This window comes from Achromobacter sp. SD115 (assembly GCF_017355315.1).
Lineage (GTDB): Bacteria > Pseudomonadota > Gammaproteobacteria > Burkholderiales > Burkholderiaceae_B > Achromobacter > Achromobacter xylosoxidans_B.
This window is the reverse complement of sequence record NZ_JADIJM010000009.1, coordinates 1-19,317: the sequence shown is the minus strand read 5'-3', so window position 1 is coordinate 19,317 and position 19,317 is coordinate 1. Positions and strand designations below refer to the sequence as shown.

At 66.6% G+C, this 19,317-nt stretch carries 15 protein-coding genes; 11 read left to right on the top strand and 4 right to left on the bottom strand.

Annotated features, from left to right (window positions below):
- Positions 1–165 precede the first annotated feature (165 nt).
- Complete coding sequence (locus IPU70_RS14400) at positions 166–1,095, bottom strand: LysR family transcriptional regulator (protein WP_207468169.1); 930 nt, start codon at positions 1,093–1,095, stop codon at positions 166–168.
- Positions 1,096–1,243: 148 nt separating this feature from the next.
- Between IPU70_RS14400 and IPU70_RS14395 the strand changes: the two genes are divergently transcribed.
- The 3 genes from IPU70_RS14395 to IPU70_RS14385 are packed head-to-tail and all read left to right on the top strand — an operon-like array spanning position 1,244 to position 4,671.
- Positions 1,244–2,131 carry an SDR family oxidoreductase gene (locus tag IPU70_RS14395; RefSeq protein ID WP_041655877.1) on the top strand — a complete coding sequence of 296 codons (888 nt, stop codon included), beginning with the start codon at positions 1,244–1,246 and terminating at the stop codon, positions 2,129–2,131.
- Positions 2,128–3,630: an AMP-binding protein gene (locus tag IPU70_RS14390; RefSeq protein WP_207468167.1), complete on the top strand. Its 1,503-nt coding sequence runs from the start codon at positions 2,128–2,130 to the stop codon at positions 3,628–3,630. Before IPU70_RS14395 ends, IPU70_RS14390 begins: the two co-directional genes overlap by 4 nt.
- Positions 3,631–3,684: 54 nt before the next feature.
- On the top strand, positions 3,685–4,671 hold the full coding sequence (locus IPU70_RS14385) for a tripartite tricarboxylate transporter substrate binding protein (protein WP_207468165.1): 987 nt from the start codon (positions 3,685–3,687) through the stop codon (positions 4,669–4,671).
- A gap of 59 nt (positions 4,672–4,730) precedes the next feature.
- Here IPU70_RS14385 and IPU70_RS14380 read toward each other — a convergent pair whose 3' ends face one another.
- On the bottom strand, positions 4,731–5,564 hold the full coding sequence (locus IPU70_RS14380) for a FadR/GntR family transcriptional regulator (RefSeq protein WP_207468163.1): 834 nt from the start codon (positions 5,562–5,564) through the stop codon (positions 4,731–4,733).
- 321 nt (positions 5,565–5,885) lie between these two features.
- On the opposite strand from IPU70_RS14380, the gene IPU70_RS14375 reads away from it, so the two are divergent.
- From IPU70_RS14375 to IPU70_RS14340, 8 genes are all read left to right on the top strand, one after another.
- Positions 5,886–7,085 carry an ABC transporter substrate-binding protein gene (locus IPU70_RS14375; RefSeq protein ID WP_207468161.1) on the top strand — a complete coding sequence of 400 codons (1,200 nt, stop codon included), beginning with the start codon at positions 5,886–5,888 and terminating at the stop codon, positions 7,083–7,085.
- 89 nt (positions 7,086–7,174) lie between these two features.
- Complete coding sequence (locus tag IPU70_RS14370) at positions 7,175–8,032, top strand: branched-chain amino acid ABC transporter permease (RefSeq protein ID WP_013395055.1); 858 nt, start codon at positions 7,175–7,177, stop codon at positions 8,030–8,032.
- A complete protein-coding gene (locus IPU70_RS14365; protein ID WP_207468159.1) occupies positions 8,032–9,024 on the top strand; it encodes a branched-chain amino acid ABC transporter permease in 993 nt (330 codons plus the stop codon). Before IPU70_RS14370 ends, IPU70_RS14365 begins: the two co-directional genes overlap by 1 nt.
- Positions 9,021–9,800, top strand: a complete 780-nt coding sequence (locus IPU70_RS14360; protein ID WP_207468157.1) for an ABC transporter ATP-binding protein — start codon at positions 9,021–9,023, stop codon at positions 9,798–9,800. The genes IPU70_RS14365 and IPU70_RS14360 overlap by 4 nt, the downstream gene beginning before the upstream one ends.
- Positions 9,797–10,495 (top strand): ABC transporter ATP-binding protein, encoded by a 699-nt coding sequence (locus IPU70_RS14355; protein ID WP_207468155.1) that lies wholly within the window; start codon positions 9,797–9,799, stop codon positions 10,493–10,495. The genes IPU70_RS14360 and IPU70_RS14355 overlap by 4 nt, the downstream gene beginning before the upstream one ends.
- Positions 10,496–10,542: 47 nt before the next feature.
- Positions 10,543–11,826 (top strand): Zn-dependent hydrolase, encoded by a 1,284-nt coding sequence (locus IPU70_RS14350; RefSeq protein WP_207468153.1) that lies wholly within the window; start codon positions 10,543–10,545, stop codon positions 11,824–11,826.
- On the top strand, positions 11,823–13,340 hold the full coding sequence (locus IPU70_RS14345; protein ID WP_207468152.1) for a M81 family metallopeptidase: 1,518 nt from the start codon (positions 11,823–11,825) through the stop codon (positions 13,338–13,340). Before IPU70_RS14350 ends, IPU70_RS14345 begins: the two co-directional genes overlap by 4 nt.
- Before the next feature lie 249 nt (positions 13,341–13,589).
- Positions 13,590–15,794, top strand: coding sequence for a TonB-dependent siderophore receptor (locus tag IPU70_RS14340; RefSeq protein ID WP_207468150.1), 2,205 nt, complete (start codon positions 13,590–13,592; stop codon positions 15,792–15,794).
- Positions 15,795–15,807: 13 nt separating this feature from the next.
- Here IPU70_RS14340 and IPU70_RS14335 read toward each other — a convergent pair whose 3' ends face one another.
- Both IPU70_RS14335 and acnB read right to left on the bottom strand, forming a co-directional pair.
- Positions 15,808–16,404, bottom strand: a complete 597-nt coding sequence (locus tag IPU70_RS14335) for a hypothetical protein (RefSeq protein ID WP_207468148.1) — start codon at positions 16,402–16,404, stop codon at positions 15,808–15,810.
- Between the two features lie 213 nt (positions 16,405–16,617).
- Positions 16,618–19,209, bottom strand: coding sequence for a bifunctional aconitate hydratase 2/2-methylisocitrate dehydratase (gene acnB / locus IPU70_RS14330; protein WP_207468147.1), 2,592 nt, complete (start codon positions 19,207–19,209; stop codon positions 16,618–16,620).
- Positions 19,210–19,317 lie beyond the last annotated feature (108 nt).

Below are 19,317 nucleotides of genomic sequence, written 5' to 3'. Positions count from 1 at the left end.
ACCGTCAAAGTTCCCCTACTGCAATCAGGGGCGGCGCGGCTTTTGGCCTCACCCGATACTCTGGCCGAGGCGCGCGCGAGCCGCAAGCCTCTTTTATCAAGAAAGTCCTACGCGGATGTTGCGGCGCGCCGCGGCGAGCCGGGAACGATGGCGGTCGCCCGGTAGCTATGCCAGGAAATGGCGCAGCAGCGCGGTCAGCTCCGTGCGCAGGAAATCGACCACCGCGCGCTGCGCGGTCGAGGGGTAGGGATTGGGCGTGGTCAGGATGAACAGCTTGTCGCCCGGCCCCATGGCTTGGTAGGCGGGGAGCACGGGCGTCAGGCGTCCCGCCGCGATGTCCGCGTACACCACATAGGCAGGCAGCAGCGCCACGCCCGCGCCGGCGCGCGCGGCCTGGGCCAGGAACGGGAAATATTCCGACTGCAGCCGCGGCGCGAGCTTGGCCTCGTGCAGCTGGTCCTTGCGGCGCAGGCGCAGCGTGACCTGGGGCCTGGGATCGGGCGGGCCAAGGAAGTGCAGGCGCGCAAGGTCGCGCGGATGGGCCGGCGCGCCGAACTGTTCCAGATAGGGGGGCGCCGCGCACAGCACCCATTTGACGTCGCCCAGCGCGCGCGCCACGTAGTCCTGCGGCGGGGTGGTCATCACCCGCAAGGCCACATCGATCTCCGAGGAAATCAGGTCGCTCACCCGGTTGGAAAACAGCACGCGCAGGGTCAGCGACGGATGACGCAGGGCGAAGCTCACCAGCAGCGGGCGCAATTGGTCCAGCTCCCCCAGCCCGGTGGGAATGCTGAGCCGGACATGGCCCGCCGGTTCCGAGCCCAGCTTCTGCAGGGCGTGGCGGGCGGATTCGACCTCGCGCGCCATGCGCGCGCCGTGTTCATACAGCACCGAGCCTTGCTGCGTCAGTTCCAGCCTGCGGGTGCTGCGCCGGATGAGCTGGGCGCCGAAGGCCCGTTCCAGCTTCTGCAGATTGCGGCTGACATGTGAACGGGTCACGCCGTGGCGCACCGCCGCTTCGCTCAGCGTGCCGGCGTCGACGATGGTGACGAACAGCTGTATCAGATTGAGGTCCAGCGCGGGCAGGGCGGGCATGCGCGGTCCTATTGTTGACTGTGAGGAAACATAGTTTACGCAAACTGCGGGATTGTCGCGGCACGGCGCTGATTGATATTCTGGCCTCCACCAAACAGGAGACCAGGCCATGCCTCAAAACCAGCCCGGCGGGATCGCCCCGCAAACCATGTTCCGCGCCGACCTGTTCCGTGGCCAGCGCATCCTCGTCACGGGCGGCGGCACCGGCCTGGGGTACGCCATGGCCGAGCGGCTGGCGGCGCTGGGCGCGTCGCTGCACCTGTGGGGGCGCCGCGCCGCCGTGCTGGAAGAAGCCGCCGCGGGCCTGCGCGAACGGTACGGCGCGGAGGTCCACGTCCAGGCGGTGGATATCCGCGATGCCGAGGCGGTGGACGCCGCCGTCGAAGCCATCTGGACCGGGCATGGCGCGCTGACCGGCCTGGTCAACAACGCCGCGGGGAACTTCATCAGCCCCACCGAGAAGCTCTCGCCGCGCGGCTTCAACGCCATCGCCGACACGGTGTTCCGCGGCACCTTCTACACCACCCAGGCCGTGGGCAAGCGCTGGATTGCGCAAGGCACGGGTGGGGCGGTGCTGTCCATCGTGGTGACCTGGGTCTGGACCGGTTCGCCCTTCGTGGTGCCCTCGGCCATGTCCAAGGCCGGCATAGACGCCATGACCAAGTCGCTGGCCATCGAATGGGGCCGCCACGGCATTCGCCTCAACGCCATCGCGCCGGGCGTGATTCCGACCGAAGGCGCCAGCGCGCGCCTGCGGCCCAAGGACCAGGGCGCCGACACCCAGACGCAGCAGAATCCGATGCGGCGTCTGGGCACCGGGCACGACATAGGCGAACTCGCCGCTTTCCTGCTGAGTCCGGGCTACGACTGGATCAACGGCCAGACCATCGCGCTGGATGGCGGCGACTATCTGGCCAACGGCGCCTATTTCAAGCAGTACGCCGAATGGAGCGACGCCGACTGGGCTGCCGCGCGTCAGGCGATCGAAGCGCGCACCGCGCAGGACAAGGCGCAGCGCAGCACGGAGGCCTCATGACCGACAGCACCATCCATGCGGGCGGCGAGCGTCTGTCAGGCGCCGCGCTGGCGGCGCGCGGCGAGCAGGTCGCCGCCGGCCTGGCTGCGATGGGCGTGCGGGAAGGCGACGTGATCGCCGTGCTGTTGCGCAACGGCCTGCCTTACCTGGAGATCATCCAGGCCTGCAAGCGGCTGGGTTGCTACTACTGCCCGATCAACTGGCATTTCACTGCCGCCGAAGTGGCGTTCCTGATTGAAGACAGCGGGGCCCGGCTGCTGATCGCCCACGCCGACCTGTGGCAGCCGCTGCGCGATGCGCTGCCGGCCGGTCTGCCTGTGCTGCTGGCCGGCCCTGGCGCGGCGCAGTCCGGGCAGGCGGACTACGACGCGTGGCGCGACAGCCAGCCGCCCTACGATGGTCCGCGCGTGGCGCCGCGCGGCCACATGGCCTATACCTCCGGCACTACCGGCCGGCCCAAGGGCGTGGTGCGTGCGCCATTTCCGCTGGAGCACCTGGCGCGCCACCAGCAACAGGTCGAAGCGGTGGTGGAAGCGGCCTACGGCCTGCGCCCAGGCTCCCGCGCCTTGCTGCCCGCACCGATCTATCACAGCGCGCCCAGCGTGTACGCGCAGGTGGCTTTGCGGGTCTGCGAGACCTTCGTGCTGACCGACAGGTTCGACCCCGTCGAGGTTCTACGCCTGATCGAGGCGCATCGCATCGATACGGTCTACCTGGTCCCCATCATGTACGTGCGCCTGTTGAAGCTGGATGCCGCCACCCGCGCGGCGCACGACTTGTCGTCGCTGCGCTTCGTGGCCTCGACCGGCGCGCCCTGCGCGCCGGAAATCAAGCGCGCCATGATCGAATGGCTGGGCCCCGTCATCCATGAAACCTATGCCTCCAGCGAGGCCGGGATGGTCACGGTCATCGATTCGCACGAAGCGCTCGCCCGCCCCGGCAGCGCCGGCCGGCCCGTCGGCGGCGCGCAGATCAGGATTTATGCCGAGGACGGGTCGCCCTGCGCACCGGGCGAAATCGGGCGGATCCACGTGCGCCAGCCGGCCTACGCGGACTTCACCTATCGCAACAACCCGCAGGCCCGCGCCGAGGTCGAGAAGGACGGGCTCATCGGCCTGGGCGACCTCGGCTATCTGGATGCGGACGGCTATCTGTACGTGTGCGACCGCGAATCGGATCTGGTGATCTCGGGCGGCGTGAACATCTATCCCGCCGAGATCGAGCACCAGTTGATGCAGTATCCGGGCGTGGCGGATTGCGCCGTGTTCGGCGTGCCGGACGATGAGTACGGAGAGCGGCTGATGGCGCTGGTGCAGCCCGCGGCGGGCGCCTCGCCCGAGCCCGAGGCCCTGACGCAATGGCTGGCGCAACGGCTCGCGCGCTACAAGGTGCCGCGCGAACTGCAACTGCGCGCGGAACTGCCGCGCGACGACAACGGCAAGATCGCCAAGCGCAGGCTGCGCGCCGAATTCTGGGCGGGCAGGCAGCGCAAGGTATAGCGGAGCGCGGCGCACGGCCGCGACAACAAGAGCACGATAGCTCGGGAGACAAGCATGGCATACAGACTGAATCACAGGCTGCGTCGCATCGCGGCCGCAACGATATTCGCGCTCGCCGGCCCCTCCGCCGCGCTGGCGGCATTTCCGGACAAACCGGTCAAACTGGTCGTGCCTTACACGCCAGGAGGATCCGCCGACCAATTGTCGCGGGTGCTGGCGGAGGGCATGTCGCGCGATCTCGGGCAACCCGTGGTCGTAGAGAACAAGCCCGGCGCCAACACCATGATCGCCGCCACCCAGGTAGCGCGATCCGCGCCCGACGGCTATACGGTTTTTCTCGCCAGCAACGCCAGCATGGTGCTCAATCCCATGCTCTACCAGCGCATCGCCTATGACGCCGCGCGCGACTTCCGCGTGCTCGGCATCGCGGCCGAATTGCCGTTGGTGGTGGTGGCCAACAACGAGGTGCCGGCTGGTTCGTTGGCCGAATTCGTCACCTATGCCAAGGCGCAGCCTGGCAAGCTGAACTACGCCTCCGTGGGCATCGGCAATCCGCTGCAGTTGGCGACCGAACTGCTGAAATCACGCACCGGCATGGACGTGGCGCATATTCCGTACAACGGCAGCGCGCCCGCGCTGACCTCACTGATGGGCAACGACACGCAACTCATGGTGGATGTGGTCAGCACGTCGCTGCCGCTGGTGCGGGAGCGCAAGATCAAGGCGCTGGCTGTCACCACCGGGGAGCGTCTGGCGGTGCTGCCGGAGGTGCCGACCGTGGCGGAAAGCGGCTTTCCGGGATTCCGCGCCGCGACCTGGTTCGGCCTGGCCGTGCCGCGCGCCGTGCCGCAAGCCGAGGCGCAGCGCCTGCAGGCGGCGTTGGACAAGGTATTGAAGGATCCGGCGTTCCGCGGCCGCTTCGAACCATTGGGCCTGGTGATCCAGGCGCCGCGCAGCCAGGCCGACGTCGACGCCTATGTGCAGGAAGACCGCCAGCGCTGGGGCGCGGTGATCGAGGCCAATCACATCAAGCTGGACTGAGGCGGCAACGGCCGGGCGCCTGAACCCGGCTGTTTCGCGCCGTCCGAGGGCCGGCGCCGTCAGGCCTTCTTGCCACCGCGCCGCGCCTTGCGCGTGACGTTGCGCCGCGACATCTCGGAGTCCAGGATCAGCCGGCCCTCGAGCTTGCCGTGCATGCGCTTGACCGAGCGCATCGCGTCCTGCATGTGCTCGCTCATCAGGTCGCGCACCTTTTCGACGTCGCGCTGGCGCGCCGCCGCCAGGATCTGGCGGTGGAAACCGGTATTGGCGCTGCCGAAGCGCTGCTGCTCGGACAACGGCATCTCGTTGTCGAACACGGTCAGCTGCCGGATCATTTCGTTGGTCATCTCGCAGCTGAACCGCAGGAACGGATTGGGGCAGGCCGCGGCGAAGATGTCGTGGAAATTGATCTCTTCCTGGCGCTGGGCCAGCGGATCATCCACATGTTCGGCGGACGGATCGCAGCAGGCGATGTTCTCCTCGAGCGCGGCGAAATGCGCCTCGGTCAGGAAGGGCACGGCGCTGGCTGCCAGCTCGGGCTCCAGCAGCTTGCGCACCTGGTAGATGTCCTCGATCCGCACTTCCTTGAAGAACAGATAGTTCTGCATCAGCTGGAAGGTGCGGTCCAGCGGCACCTCGACCACGGTGCCGCCGCCGCCCGGGCCGGTGCTGACCTTCACCAGACCCTGTACCTCCAGCGACTTGAGCGCTTCGCGCATGGTGCTCTTGCTGACCGAGAACATGCTTTGCAGCTCGCTTTCGCGCGGCAGCTTGTCGCCCGGCAACAGATTCTTGGCCGTGATCAGCCGCTTGATCTCTTCGGCGACCAGGTCGCTGCGCTTGGGCGGACTCGACGCGCCCGCGGCTTGTAGGTCATGACTGTTGAACGCCATTGCGTTCCTCCGTTGCTGCGTGGTGTGCGCGGGGCTGGCCCCGTGGCGGTATTGCGCGGACCCCGGGTTATACCTGATGCGCCCGCTATTGACAGAGCTGGCTCGCCAAACTGATCATGATAATAATCCTATTTATCATGATAAATAGGATGGTAATCGCAGTATAGGCACGAAGCGCCAGGACTTGCGAGTACGCCCACGTGGCGGCGGCCCTGGCACGGGAGCTCGGAGCAGACAGAGTCGGAATGGGGACGCGCATGGTGCGCGCCCGACATCGTCAATATGCCGCGGCAGCGCCAGCGGCAGCCAGGGAGAACCATCTTGAATCGCCGCAACCTGCTGAAAATGGCCGCGCTTGGCGCGGTGCCCGGATCACTATGGGCCGCCCGGTCCGCGTTGGCGCAAGCCGATGCCATCCAGTTCGGGTGTCCGGTGCCCATGTCGGGCGCTTTTGCCGCCAACGGCAAGTACGCTGACCTGGGCATGAAACTGGCGCTGGAGCAGTACGGCCGCGCGCTGGACCGGCCGTTGGCCTACACCGTGCTGGATACCGAGGGCAAGCCGGCCACGGCGGTGCGCAAGGTGCAGGAAATCTCGCAACAGAAGGGCGTCAAGTTCTTCGCCGGAGGCATCCTGTCCTCGGAAGCGCTGGCCATGGGCAAGGAAGTGGAGCGCGCCGGCGGCGTCTTCATCACCACCGCGGGCGCGGATGAGATCACCGGCAAGGACTGCAATCGTGCGACCTTCCGCTGGTCCGTGCCCACCTTCGGCGCCATCGAACAGACCGTGCGCCCCTTGCTGGAAAAGCTGCCCAACGCCAAACGCTGGTACACCATCACGCCGCAATACGTGTTCGGCGACGGCCTGCTCGGCGCGGCCAAGGCGATCTTCAAGGAAAAGGGCATCGAGCATGTGGGCAACAGCTACCACTCGCTGACCGAAAAGGAGTTCAGCGGTTACCTCACCAACGCCATGGCCGCCAAGCCGGACGTGCTGCTGATCCTGAATTTCGGTTCGCAGTCCTCGGACACGCTGCGCCAGGCCGTCAGCTTCGGCATGAAGCAGAACTGCACCATCCTGGTGGCCTGGGCGTCGGGCCTGGAACAGTTCGAAGGTCTGGGCGCCGACCTGTGCGAAGGCGTGTATTTTGGCGCGCAGTATTGGCACGGCATCGACTCGCCGCTGAACAAGGAACTGGTGCAGCTGTCCCGGGACAAGACGCGCGCCAATCCCAACTACAGCCTGGCGGGCTCCTACATCTGCACCCGCATCATGCTGGACGCCATCGTCAAAGCCGGCAGCGCCGACCCGGCCAAGGTCATCGCCGTGATGGAGGGCATGGCCTACGAAGGCCTGACGGGCAAGGAGGAAATCCGCAAGGAAGACCACCAGGTCCTGAAGAACTACTACCTGCTCAAGGGCCGCGCCAAGAAGGACATGAAGGACAAGGACGACTACGCCGAGATCGTGCATAGCGGCCGTTCTTTCCTGCCGCCCGCGGAAACCGGCTGCAAGCTGTAGCGCGCCCCTGAGGCGGGCGACCGCGGGCGCGCTGCGTCCGTGGTTGCCGCGCGCCCCGCGGCCTTTCGTTTCCTCCATCGGGCATTTCAATGAACGTCTATCTCCTCCAGATCATCAATGGGATCGGGGTAGGCATGCTGTACTTCCTTCTGGCAGTCGGCCTGTCCATCGTCTTCGGTCTGTTGCGCTTCGTGAACTTCGCCCACGGGGCGTTTTATCTACTGGGCGCCTACTTCTGCTTCCAGGCCATCCAGTGGGGCCTGAACTTCTGGCTGGCGCTGGCCATCGTGCCGCTGCTGGTGGGGGCATTCGCCTGGGTGACTGAAAAAGTGCTGCTGCGGCACGTCTACGCGCAGGCGCACGAGTTCCACATCCTGATCACCGTGGGCCTGGCGCTGGTGCTGCAGGAACTGGTCATCGTGATCTGGGGGCCGATAGGCGACAACGTCGCCGCGCCGTCCGCGCTGCAGGGCGTGGTCATGTGGGGCAGCTTCATCTATCCCAAGTACCGCCTGTTCGTGATCGGCTTCACCGCGGTCTTCTCGCTGCTGCTCTGGTATGTGCTGGAAGGCACGCGGCTGGGCAGCGCGGTGCGCGCCGGCAGCGAATCGACCGAGATGGTGTCCATGCTGGGCATCAACGTGTTCCGCATGTTCAGCCTGGTGTTCGCGCTGGGCGCGGCGACCGCGGCCCTGGCCGGCGTGCTGGCCGCGCCGATTCGCGGCGTGGAGCCCTTTATGGGCATCGAGGCGCTGGGCATCGCCTTCGTCATTGTGGTGGTGGGTGGCATGGGCAGCTTCTTCGGCGCGCTGGTCGGCGGCCTGCTTATCGGCGTGGTGCAGAGCGTGATGAGCACGTTGTGGCCGGAAGGCGCGCGGCTGATGATCTATGTGGCGATGGCGGCGGTGCTGCTGCTGCGTCCGCATGGCCTGATGGGGAGAGGATGATGACGCGCTTGAAATCGCATGCCCAGTTGCTGCTGGCGCTGGCCGTGGTTCTGCTGCTGCCGCTGTGCATGCAGTCGGGTTCGCTGGCCACGGAAGTGCTGATCTATTCCCTGGCGGTGCTCGGCTGCAACCTGCTGCTGGGATTCACCGGCCTGCTGTCGTTCGGCCAGGGCATCTTTTTCGGCCTGGGCAGCTATGCCGTCGGCATCCTGCTGACGCGCACCGGCCTGCCCATGCCGCTGGCGCTGCTGGCCGCAATGGCGGTGGGCGCATTGGGGGCCACGCTGGTGGGCTGGTTCGCGATCCGCCAGCGCGGCACTTACTTCGTGATGCTGACGCTGGCCTTCGCGCAGATGTTCTACTTCCTGGCATACAGCCTGCCCGACTTGACCGGGGGCGACAACGGCCTGCTGGACGTGCCGCGTCCGGCATTCTCCGTCGCCGGCATGGAACTCATGCCGCTGGCTACGCCCTGGCAGTTCTATGCCTTCGTGGCGGTGTGCTTCCTGGTGGTGTTCTGGCTGTTGCTGCGCGTGACCAACTCGGTGTTCGGGCGCACCTTGCTGGCGATCCGCGACAACGAGGCGCGCGCCATGGCGGTCGGCTACAACGTGCGTCTCTTCAAGTTGTCGGCCTTCGCTATCTCCGGCGCCGTCACGGCGCTGGCCGGCGCCTTCCTGGCGATGATGACCGGCATCGCGCCGCTGTCCAGCATCGAATACCACAGTAGCGAGATGATCCTGGTCATGACGGTTATCGGCGGCACCGGCAATCTGTTCGCCTCGGTGCTGGGCGCGGCGTTCTACGTGTTGTTCGCCGACTGGCTCTCCACCTTGTGGCCGCGCTGGCTGATGCTGCTGGGCTTCCTGCTGATCGCGGTCAGCCTGTTCATGCAGAAGGGCTTGTGGGGGCTGGGAGTACGCATCTGGCTGGCGCTGCGCCGCCAGCCCGCCGGGGCGGAGCCGGCCGCCACCAAGGAGGGCAGCGCATGAACCAGGAAAATTCCACGCCGCTGCTGAAAGCCAGCGGCATCGTCAAGCGCTTCGGCAAGTTCGTGGCGCTGCACGGGGTCGACCTGCAGGTGCGGCCGCGCACGGTGCATTCGGTGATCGGGCCGAACGGCGCCGGCAAGACCACGCTATTCCATATCCTGACGGGCACGCTGCGCACCAGCGAGGGCAGCATCGTGTTCGACGGCCAGGACGTCACGCAGGAAGCCGACTTCCAGCGCGTGCAGCGCGGCATCGCGCGCTCGTTCCAGGTCACCAGCCTGTTCGCCAACCTGTCTGTGCAGGAGAACCTGCGCCTGGCGGCGCAGGGCGCGCATCGCGCCGGCGCCTTCGATTGCTGGCATCCGCCCACGGGCCCCCGGGCGCAACGCGAGGTCGTCGACGCGGCGCTGGAACGGCTGGGCCTGTCGCGGCTGGCCGGGATTGCGGCGGGCGCGTTGTCGCACGGCCAGCAGCGGCGCCTGGAAGTGGGCATGGCGCTGGCGGCCAAGCCGCGCGCGATTTTCCTGGACGAACCGACTTCCGGCATGGGGGTGGACGACCTGGAGGAAATGAAGCGGCTGATCCGCAGCCTGCGCGACGACCACACGGTGGTGCTGATCGAGCACAACATGAACATCGTGATGGACATCTCCGACACGATCACGGTGATGCAGCAGGGCCGCGTGCTGGTCGAAGGCGCGCCTGACGCGATCCGCAGCGACGAGCGGGTGCGCGCCGCGTACCTGGGCAACATGATCACGGGAGGCCGGGCATGATGCTGCATGTCGACGCCATACACAGCTATTACGGCAAGAGCCACATCCTGCAAGGCGTGTCGCTCGAGCTGCCGCAGGGCGAGGTGATCACGCTGCTCGGGCGCAATGGCGCGGGCAAATCGACCACGCTCAAGACCATCGCCGGCGTGATCGCGCCCAAGGGCGGCGCGGTGCGCTATGGCGGGCGCGACATCGCCGGGCTGCCGGCGCACAAGATCGCGTCCATGGGGATCTGCCTGGTGCCCGAGCACCGCGGCATCTTCAAGCTGCTGACGGTGGAGGAGAACCTGAAGCTGGGCATGCGCCGCGATTCGCCCTGGCAGCTGGAAGACATCTACCGCATCTTTCCGCGCCTGAAGGAGCGGCGCAGGAACGGCGGCGGCCAGCTGTCCGGCGGTGAACAGCAGATGCTCGCCATCGGCCGCGCGCTGATGAACCATCCGCGCGTGCTGATGCTGGACGAGCCGGTCGAGGGCCTGGCACCGGTGATCGTCGAGGAGATCGTGGCGCAGATCAAATCCATCAAGCAGGCCGGCGTCACCATCCTGCTGGTGGAGCAGAACCTGGAGGTCTGCACCCAACTGGCCGACCGCCATTTCATCATCGAGCAGGGATCCATCGTCTACCAGGGCAGCAACCAGGCCTTCATGGCGGACGAGAACGTGAAGGACCGTTATCTGGGCGTGGGCGTGTAGGGACCGTCCGCGAGGCGAAACAGGAAGCTAGGATTCAAGGAAACACCATGGAAATGAACACACTGGAGGCCGTCAGCGGCATCCGCATCGACGGCAGCCGGCTCTGGAACTCGCTGATGGAGCTGGCCCGCATCGGCGCCACCGACAAGGGCGGCGTGTGCCGGCTGGCGTTGAGTGACCTGGACCGGCAGGGCCGCGACCTGGTCTGCGCCTGGGCCCGCGAGCTGGGCTGCAGCGTGCGCGTGGACGCCATCGGCAATATCTTCATGCGCCGGGCCGGACTGCGCGATGACCTGCCCGCCGTCATGACCGGCAGCCATATCGACACCCAACCCACTGGCGGCAAATTCGACGGCAACTACGGCGTGCTCGCCGGCATCGAGGTCCTGCGCACCCTGCACGAACGCGGCATCGCCACCGAGGCGCCGTTGGAAGTGGTGGTGTGGACCAACGAGGAGGGCTCGCGCTTCGTGCCCGTGATGATGGGCTCGGGCGTGTATGCCGGTGCCTTCACGCTGGAGCACGCCCTGGCGGCGCAGGACCGCGAGGGCGTCAGCGTGGACGAAGCGCTGCGCGCCATCGGCTACGCTGGCCCCGAACCGGCCCGGCCGGGGGCGGTCGGCGCTTACTTCGAGGCGCACATCGAGCAAGGCCCCATCCTGGAGGACCGCGGCATCACCATCGGCGCGGTGCAAGGCGCCCTGGGCCAGCGCTGGTACGACGTCGTCATCACCGGCCAGGAGGCGCATGCCGGGCCCACGCCGATGGAACTGCGCCGCGACGCCTTGCTGACCGCGTCCAGGCTGGTGCTGGAGGTCAACCGCATTGCGCTGGAGCACGCGCCGCACGGGCGCGGCACGGTGGGCTGCATCGACGGCTACCCGAATTCGCGCAATGTGATCCCGGGCCGCGTGGCGCTCACCGTGGACCTGCGCGCGGCCGACGACGCCACGCTGGACAGCATGGCCGCGGCGTTCGCGCGCGCCTGCCAAGAACTGGCCGAGCCGGGCCGCTTCCAGGTCGAAAGCAAAGAGGTCGTGTACTTCCCGCCGCAGCCCTTCGAGCCCCGGCTGGTGCAGGCGATCCGCGATGGCGCGACTACGCTGGGCCTGGATTCGCTGGACGTGATCAGCGGCGCGGGCCATGACGCCGTCTACATGGCGCGGGTGGCACCGACCGCCATGATCTTCGTTCCCTGCAAGGACGGCATCAGCCACAACGAGATCGAGGACGCGCAGCCCGAGCACCTGGAGGCGGGCTGCAATGTGCTGCTGCACGCCATGCTGCGCTGCTGCGGCCGTATCCAGTTCGCGCAAGGGGGCGTGCAATGAAGGTGCTGATCGCGCGTCTGAACCACGAGACCAATACCTTCTCGCCCGTGCCCACGCCCTTGTCCGCCTTCGGCAACGGCGGCCCGGCCTACGATGCGGCAGCCTATGAAGAGAACAAGGGCAAGCGCACGGCGATGTCGGCGTTCATGGACTTGGCCGAAGCGCGCGGCGCCGAGCTGGTCACGCCGGTTTCGGCCACCGCCTATCCGAGCGGCCGTGTTGACGGCCAGGCCTATGCGGAACTATGCGATCGCATCGTGGCCGCTGCGCCGGACTGCGATGTCATCCTGTTGGACCTGCATGGCGCCATGGCGGTGGAGACCACCGACGACGGCGAGGGTGACCTGCTCGAACGGCTGCGCGTCGCCGCGCCCGGCGTGCCGGTCGCGGTGGCGCTGGACCTGCATGGCAACGTCACGCAGAAGATGATGGACAACGCCGACGTCATCGTCAGCTTCAAGACCTATCCCCACATCGACATGTACGAAACCGGCGAGCACGCCGGCAGGCTGCTGTTCGCGGGCATCGACGGCAAGTGCAAGCCGGTCATGGCGTGGCGCCGCCTGCCCTTGGTGTCGCATTCCCTGCGCAGCAACACGGCCGAAGGGGCCATGCGCGCCGCCGTCGAAGCGGCGCGGCAGGCCGAGGCCGCGGGCGCGCTGGGCGTATCGGTGCTGGCGGGCTTCGGCCTGGCCGACATCCCGTATCCCTGCGTCAGCGTGGTGGCCGTCGCCGACGGCGACCGTGCCGAGGCGGAGCGCGTGGCGGGAGAGGTCGCCGCGCTGATCTGGGAACAGCGCGACGGCTTCTACTACGACAGCGAGCCGCTGGCCGAGTCGCTGGCGCGCGCCAAGGCGCTGGCCGAGGGCGCCAGCAAACCCGTGCTGCTGCTGGACCATGGCGACAACTGTATGAGCGGCGGCACCTGCGACACCCTGGACGTGTTGATGGCCGCGCTGGAGTCCGGACTGGAAGGTATCCAGGCCGGACTGTACTGCGACCCGGAGGCCGTCGCGGAACTGACCCGCGCGGGCGTCGGCGCCACGGTGGAGCTGCCGGTGGGCAACAAGCGCGCCATCGACGAGATCGGCCGCGGCGCCCAGCCCGTCACGCTGCGCGGCACCGTGCGCGCGCTGAGCAACGGCGAATATGTGATCACCGGCCCGACCTACACCGGGCAACTGGCCTGCATGGGCCGCAGCGCGGTGCTGGACATAGGCGCCGCGCAGCTGGTGCTGACGGAACAGACCCACGAGCCCTGGGACCTGGGCGTGTTTCAAAGCCTGGGGCTGGACCCGGCCCGCGCGCGTTTCGTGCTGGTGAAGTCGCGCATGTATTGCCGCCCGGTGTTCGTGCCGATCTCCCAGGCGCTGGTCGAATGCGACAGCCCGGGCGTTACCAGCTCCGACTGGTCGCTGTTCGAGTTCCGCCGGCGCGCGCGCCCGCTGTACCCGTTGGAAGCCATGGCGGCGTCCGACTACGATCCCCGCGCAGGGGGAGCGGCCGGCCGATAGCCGACGGGAAGGGGGGGCGCAGCGCTCGACAGCTGTGGCGCCCCGGCAACGGACATTCTCAAACAAAAAGTAACATAAATGAGAATGATTTCGTTTGCCGTAGAATGGGCGCTCAGCAATTCCAGTCCCCTTTGGCGCAGCCGGCCCGGCAAGGCCCCGGCCTTCCGGCACATTCCAGACGCATCCGTAGTTCTCCAGTGCGCGCGTGACCCCATCGGGATTTTGATATCTGCCTGCGAACTTCCCGACATGAAAATCCGAACTCTTGCCTGCATGGCTGCCGCGCTGCCGTGCTATCTCCCCGTTGTCCAAGCCCAGTCCAGCTCTGATCAGAGCGGATCCGTCGTCTCCATGGACGCCATCAAGGTCGAGGCCAGCGCCGACGCTTCGGCGGGCGGCCTGGCCGAACCCTTTGCCGGCGGGCAGGTCGCCCGCGGCGGCCGCATCGGCCTGTTCGGCACCCAAGACGTGATGGACACACCGTTCAGCATCACCAGCTACACCAATGAACTGATCCAGGATCGGCAGGCCCGCAGCGTGGGCGACGTGTTGCAGAACGATTCCGGCGTGCGCGTGGCGCGCGGCTTCGGCAACTTCCAGGAGTCGTACTTCATCCGCGGCTTCATCCTGGGGTCGGACGACGTGGCCTACAACGGCCTCTACAGCCTGCTGCCGCGCCAGTACATCGCCACCGAGCTGTTCGAGCGCGTGGAAGTCCTGCGCGGCGCTTCGACCTTCCTGACGGGCGCCTCGCCCGGCGGCGGCGGCATCGGCGGGGTGATCAACCTGGTGCCCAAGCGCGCGCCGAACGAACCGCTGACCCGCGTTACCACCGGCGTGTCCAGCGGCGGGCAGTTCCAGTTGTCTACCGACATCGCCCGCCGCTTCGGTCCCGGCGACAGCACCGGCATCCGCTTGAACGCCGCGCAGCGCAGCGGCGACACCGGCATCGACGATGAACACTCGCGCACCAGCCTGGTCTCGCTGGGCCTGGACTGGCGTTCGGCCGACACCCGCCTGTCCGCGGACATCGGCTGGCAGGAAAACAAGCTCAAGCGCGCGCGTCCCAACGTGACGCTGGGCGCCGGCGTCACCAAAGTGCCGGACGCGCCCGACGCCAGCTCCAATTATGCTCAGCCATGGTCGTATTCGAACGAGCGCGATGTCTTCGGCACCGTGCGCGGCGAACATGATTTCAGCGACAAGCTGACCGCCTATGCGGCGTTTGGCATGCGCCGCAGCGACGAAGCGAATTCGCTGGGCAACGTCACGCTGACCAACGGCAGCACGGGCGCGGGCACCTTCTACCGCTTCGACAACACCCGCGAGGACAGCGTGAATACGGGCGAACTGGGCCTGCGCGGCAAAGTGCGCACCGGCCCGGTGGGCCACGAGTTCGTCGTGTCGGCATCCTTCTTCGACCTGAAGAAGAAGAACGCCTATGTGATGGACTGGCAGAACACCTATCCCACCAACATCTACAACCCGATTTCGTATGACAAGCCGCCGTTCAGCGCCACCGCGCTGCGCGGCAACGACCTGGACGATCCGGCGCTGCAGGGCCGCACCCGCCTGAGCAGCTACGCCATCGGCGACACGCTGTCGTTCCTGGACGACAAGGTGCTGCTCACGGCCGGCATCCGCCATCAGCGCTTGTCGCAACGCGACTACGCATACAACACCGGCAAGGAAAACGGCGCCTACGACGCCAGCCACAATTCGCCCGCCGCGGGCCTCGTGGTCAAGGTGGCGCCCAGCGTTTCGCTGTACGCGAACTACATTGAGGCGCTGGTCGCGGGGCCGACCGCCCCGGCCAATGCCGGCGGCAAGCCGGTGCCCAATGCCGGCCAGAGCCTGCCGCCGTTTGTCTCCAAGCAGAAGGAAATCGGCGCGAAATACGAGGGAGATGGCCTGGGGGCGGGACTGGCCTTGTTCTCCACCGACAAGCCGCGCGCCATGTACAACGCCAGCAACGAGCTGACGACCTCGGGCAAGGACCGTCACCAGGGCGTGGAACTCACGATGTACGGCGAACCGATCAAGAGCGTGCGCCTCTTGGGCGGCCTGACCTGGCTGGACGCCAAGCAGATCTCCACCGGCAACCCGTCCATCGACGGCAACCGCGTGATCGGCGTGCCGCGCTTCCAGGCCAATATGGGCGTGGAGTGGGATATTCCCGGCGTGCCGGGCCTGGCGGTGGATGGCCGGGTGGTCTACACCGGCTCGTCCTATGCGGATGACGCCAACACGCTCAAAGTGCCGGGCTGGACCCGCTTCGATGCGGGCCTGCGCTACATGATGGATGTGGACGGCCACGTCGTGACCCTGCGCGCCCGCGTGGACAATATCGCCAACCGCAACTACTGGTCCTCGGTGGGCGGCTATCCGGGCAACGGCTACCTGGTGCTGGGCGGACCGCGCACCTTCTTGCTCAGCGCGAGCATGGACTTCTAAGGCCGGGCGGCGTTCACCAGAACCAGCCGCCGCGCGTCAGATCCGCCTCGCAGCCCTTGTACTGCGAGGCGAACTTCTGGGCCCGCGCCTGCACCTTCTGCGATACGGTCTTGAGCCAGGCCTTGCGATCAAAGCTGCGGTTGCGGTAGCCGGTCCAGCCCTCGTGGTAGTTCAGATACTGGCCGTAGGCGTCCGACTTGGACACGCCATTGATGCGCTGGGTCTTGTTCATGTACCAGCCCATGAAATCCAGCGCGTCGGCGAAGTCGTCGCGGCTGGAGCCCCAGCCTCCTGCATCCTTCTTGTAGTCGTCCCAGGTTTCGTCCTTGGCCTGGGCGTAGCCATAGGCGGAACTGACGCGGCCCCAGGGGATGAAGCCCAGGAAGTAGTAGCGCGGTGGCACCGCGTCCTGTTTGAAGGAAGACTCCTGATACATCATGGCCATGGGCACCGGCACCGGCGCGCCCCATTTCTTCTGTACCTTCAAGGCGGCATCATGCCAGTCCGGCTTTTCGCGAAAGATGGCGCAGATGTTCTCGGGATTCGAGGGCGGCGCGGTGGCGCAGCCGGCGAGCGCCAGCAGTAGGGGCGGCAGCAAAAGCCGGGTCATTGGCGGTCTTCCTCCGGAGATCGGGGCAGGGTTGGGGGAGCGGATGTCACAAGTTACCGCGATTGTATGAAAACGTATCGCGAAAAAAGTTCCGTCCCTGAAATTCTCCGACCAAGGCGGCGGGGCCGCCCGGGAGGCAGGCAAAGAAAAACGGCCCCGGATCGCTCCGGGGCCGTCTTGCAGGCGATGCAGCCAGGCTGCGTTGCCTGATGCTTAGACTTCAATGACGTCGGCCACGTCCTTGTAGTCGGCGATCTTGTCGAAGTTCAGGTACTGGTAGATCTGGTCGCCGCTCTTGTTGATGACGCCCATGTCGGCCATGTACTCGTCCTTGGTCGGGATGCGGCCCAGCTTCGAGCAGATCGCGGCCAGTTCGGCCGAACCCAGGTACACGTTGGTGTTCTTGCCCAGGCGGTTCGGGAAGTTGCGGGTGCTGGTCGACATGACGGTTGCGCCTTCGCGCACCTGGGCCTGGTTGCCCATGCACAGCGAGCAGCCCGGCATTTCCGTGCGGGCGCCGGCGGTGCCGAACACGCCGTAGTGGCCTTCCTCGGTCAGTTGCGTGGCGTCCATCTTGGTCGGCGGGGCGACCCACAGCTTGACCGGGATATCGCGCTTGCCTTCCAGCAGCTTGGAGGCTGCGCGGAAGTGGCCGATGTTGGTCATGCAGCTGCCGATGAACACTTCGTCGATCTTGGCGCCGGCGACTTCCGACAGCGTCTTCACGTCGTCCGGGTCGTTCGGGCAGGCCACGATGGGCTCGTGCACGTCGGCCAGGTCGATTTCGATCACGGCGGCGTATTCAGCGTCGGCGTCCGGCTCCAGCAGCTTGGGATCGGCCAGCCAGGCTTCCATGGCCTTGATGCGGCGGCCCAGCGTGCGCTCGTCTTCGTAGCCGTTGGCGATCATCCACTTCAGCATCACGATGTTGCTGTTGATGTACTCGATGATCGGTTCCTTGTTCAGGAACACCGAGCAGCCGGCGGCCGAACGCTCAGCGGATGCGTCCGACAGTTCAAAGGCTTGTTCGACCTTCAGGTCGGGCAGGCCTTCGATTTCCAGGATGCGGCCGGAGAAGATGTTCTTCTTGCCTTGCTTGGCGACCGTCAGCAGGCCTTGCTTGATGGCGTACAGCGGGATCGCGTTGACCAGGTCGCGCAGGGTCACGCCGGGTTGCAGCTTGCCCTTGAAGCGGACCAGCACCGATTCCGGCATGTCCAGCGGCATCACGCCGGTGGCGGCGGCAAAGGCGACCAGGCCCGAGCCGGCCGGGAACGAGATGCCGATGGGGAAGCGGGTGTGCGAGTCGCCGCCGGTGCCGACGGTGTCGGGCAGCAGCATCCGGTTGAGCCAGGAGTGGATCACGCCGTCGCCCGGACGCAGCGAGACGCCGCCGCGGGTGCTGATGAATTCCGGCAGCGTGTGGTGCGTCTTGACGTCCACGGGCTTGGGGTAGGCGGCGGTGTGGCAGAACGACTGCATCACCAGGTCGGCCGAGAAGCCCAGGCAGGCCAGGTCCTTCAGCTCGTCGCGGGTCATGGGGCCGGTGGTGTCCTGGCTGCCGACCGAGGTCATCTTCGGTTCGCAGTAGGTGCCCGGGCGGATGCCCTTGCCTTCCGGCATGCCGCAGGCGCGGCCGACCATCTTCTGGGCCAGGGTGTAACCCTTGCCGGTATCGGCCGGGTCCTTCGGCAGGCGGAACAGCGTCGAGGCCGGCAGGCCCAGCGCTTCGCGCGCCTTGGCGGTCAGGCCGCGGCCGATGATCAGCGGAATGCGGCCGCCGGCGCGCACTTCGTCGAACAGCACGTCGGACTTCACTTCGAATTCGGCGATGACTTCGCCGTTCTTCAAAGCCTTGCCGTCATAGGGGCGCAGTTCGACCACGTCGCCCATTTCCATCTTGGAAACGTCGAGTTCGATCGGCAGGGCGCCGGCGTCTTCCATGGTGTTGTAGAAGATCGGGGCGATCTTGTTGCCCAGGCACACGCCGCCAAAACGCTTGTTCGGCACGAAGGGGATGTCCTCGCCGGTGAACCACAGCACCGAGTTGGTGGCCGACTTGCGCGACGAACCCGTGCCGACCACGTCGCCAACGTAGGCGACCAGGTGGCCCTTTTCCTTCAGGGATTCGATGAACTTGATCGGGCCGCGCTTGCCGTCTTCTTCCGGTTCGAACGCGGCGCCGTCGCGCTTGTTCTTCAGCATCGCCAAGGCGTGCATCGGGATGTCGGGGCGGGTGGTGGCGTCGGGAGCCGGCGACAGGTCGTCGGTGTTGGTTTCGCCAGGCACCTTGAAGACGGTGATGGTCAGGCTTTGCGGCAGTTCCGGACGGCTGGTGAACCATTCGGCGTCGGCCCAGCTCTGCATCACGGATTTGGCGTTGGCGTTGCCCTTGTCCGCCTTTTCCTTCACGTCGTGGAAGGCGTCGAACATCAACAAGGTCTTCTTCAGCGCGTCGGCGGCGATGGTGCCGATTTCAGCGTCGTCCAGCAGGTCGACCAGCGGGCCAATGTTGTAGCCACCCAGCATCGTGCCGAGCAGTTCAGTCGCCTTGGCACGGCTGATCAGCGCACAAGCTTCCTTGCCCAGCGCCACGGCGGCCAGGTACGAAGCCTTGACCTTGGCCGCGTCGTCCACGCCGGCCGGCACGCGGTGGGTCAGCAGCTCGACCAGGTTCTGCTCTTCGCCAGCGGGCGGGTTCTTGAGCAGTTCGATCAGTTCAGCGGTTTGTTTGGCCGTAAGGGGCAGCGGGGGGATCCCCAGAGCCGCGCGTTCGGCGACGTGTTGGCGGTAGTTATCCAGCATGTGAGGCCTGCTCAAAGTCGGGTTGGAAGAAGGGTTGTTCGCCGGATTGTAGAGGGAACAGGGGGACGCAAGCAAATGTCTTATATCTTATATAAGACTTGAGCCCAT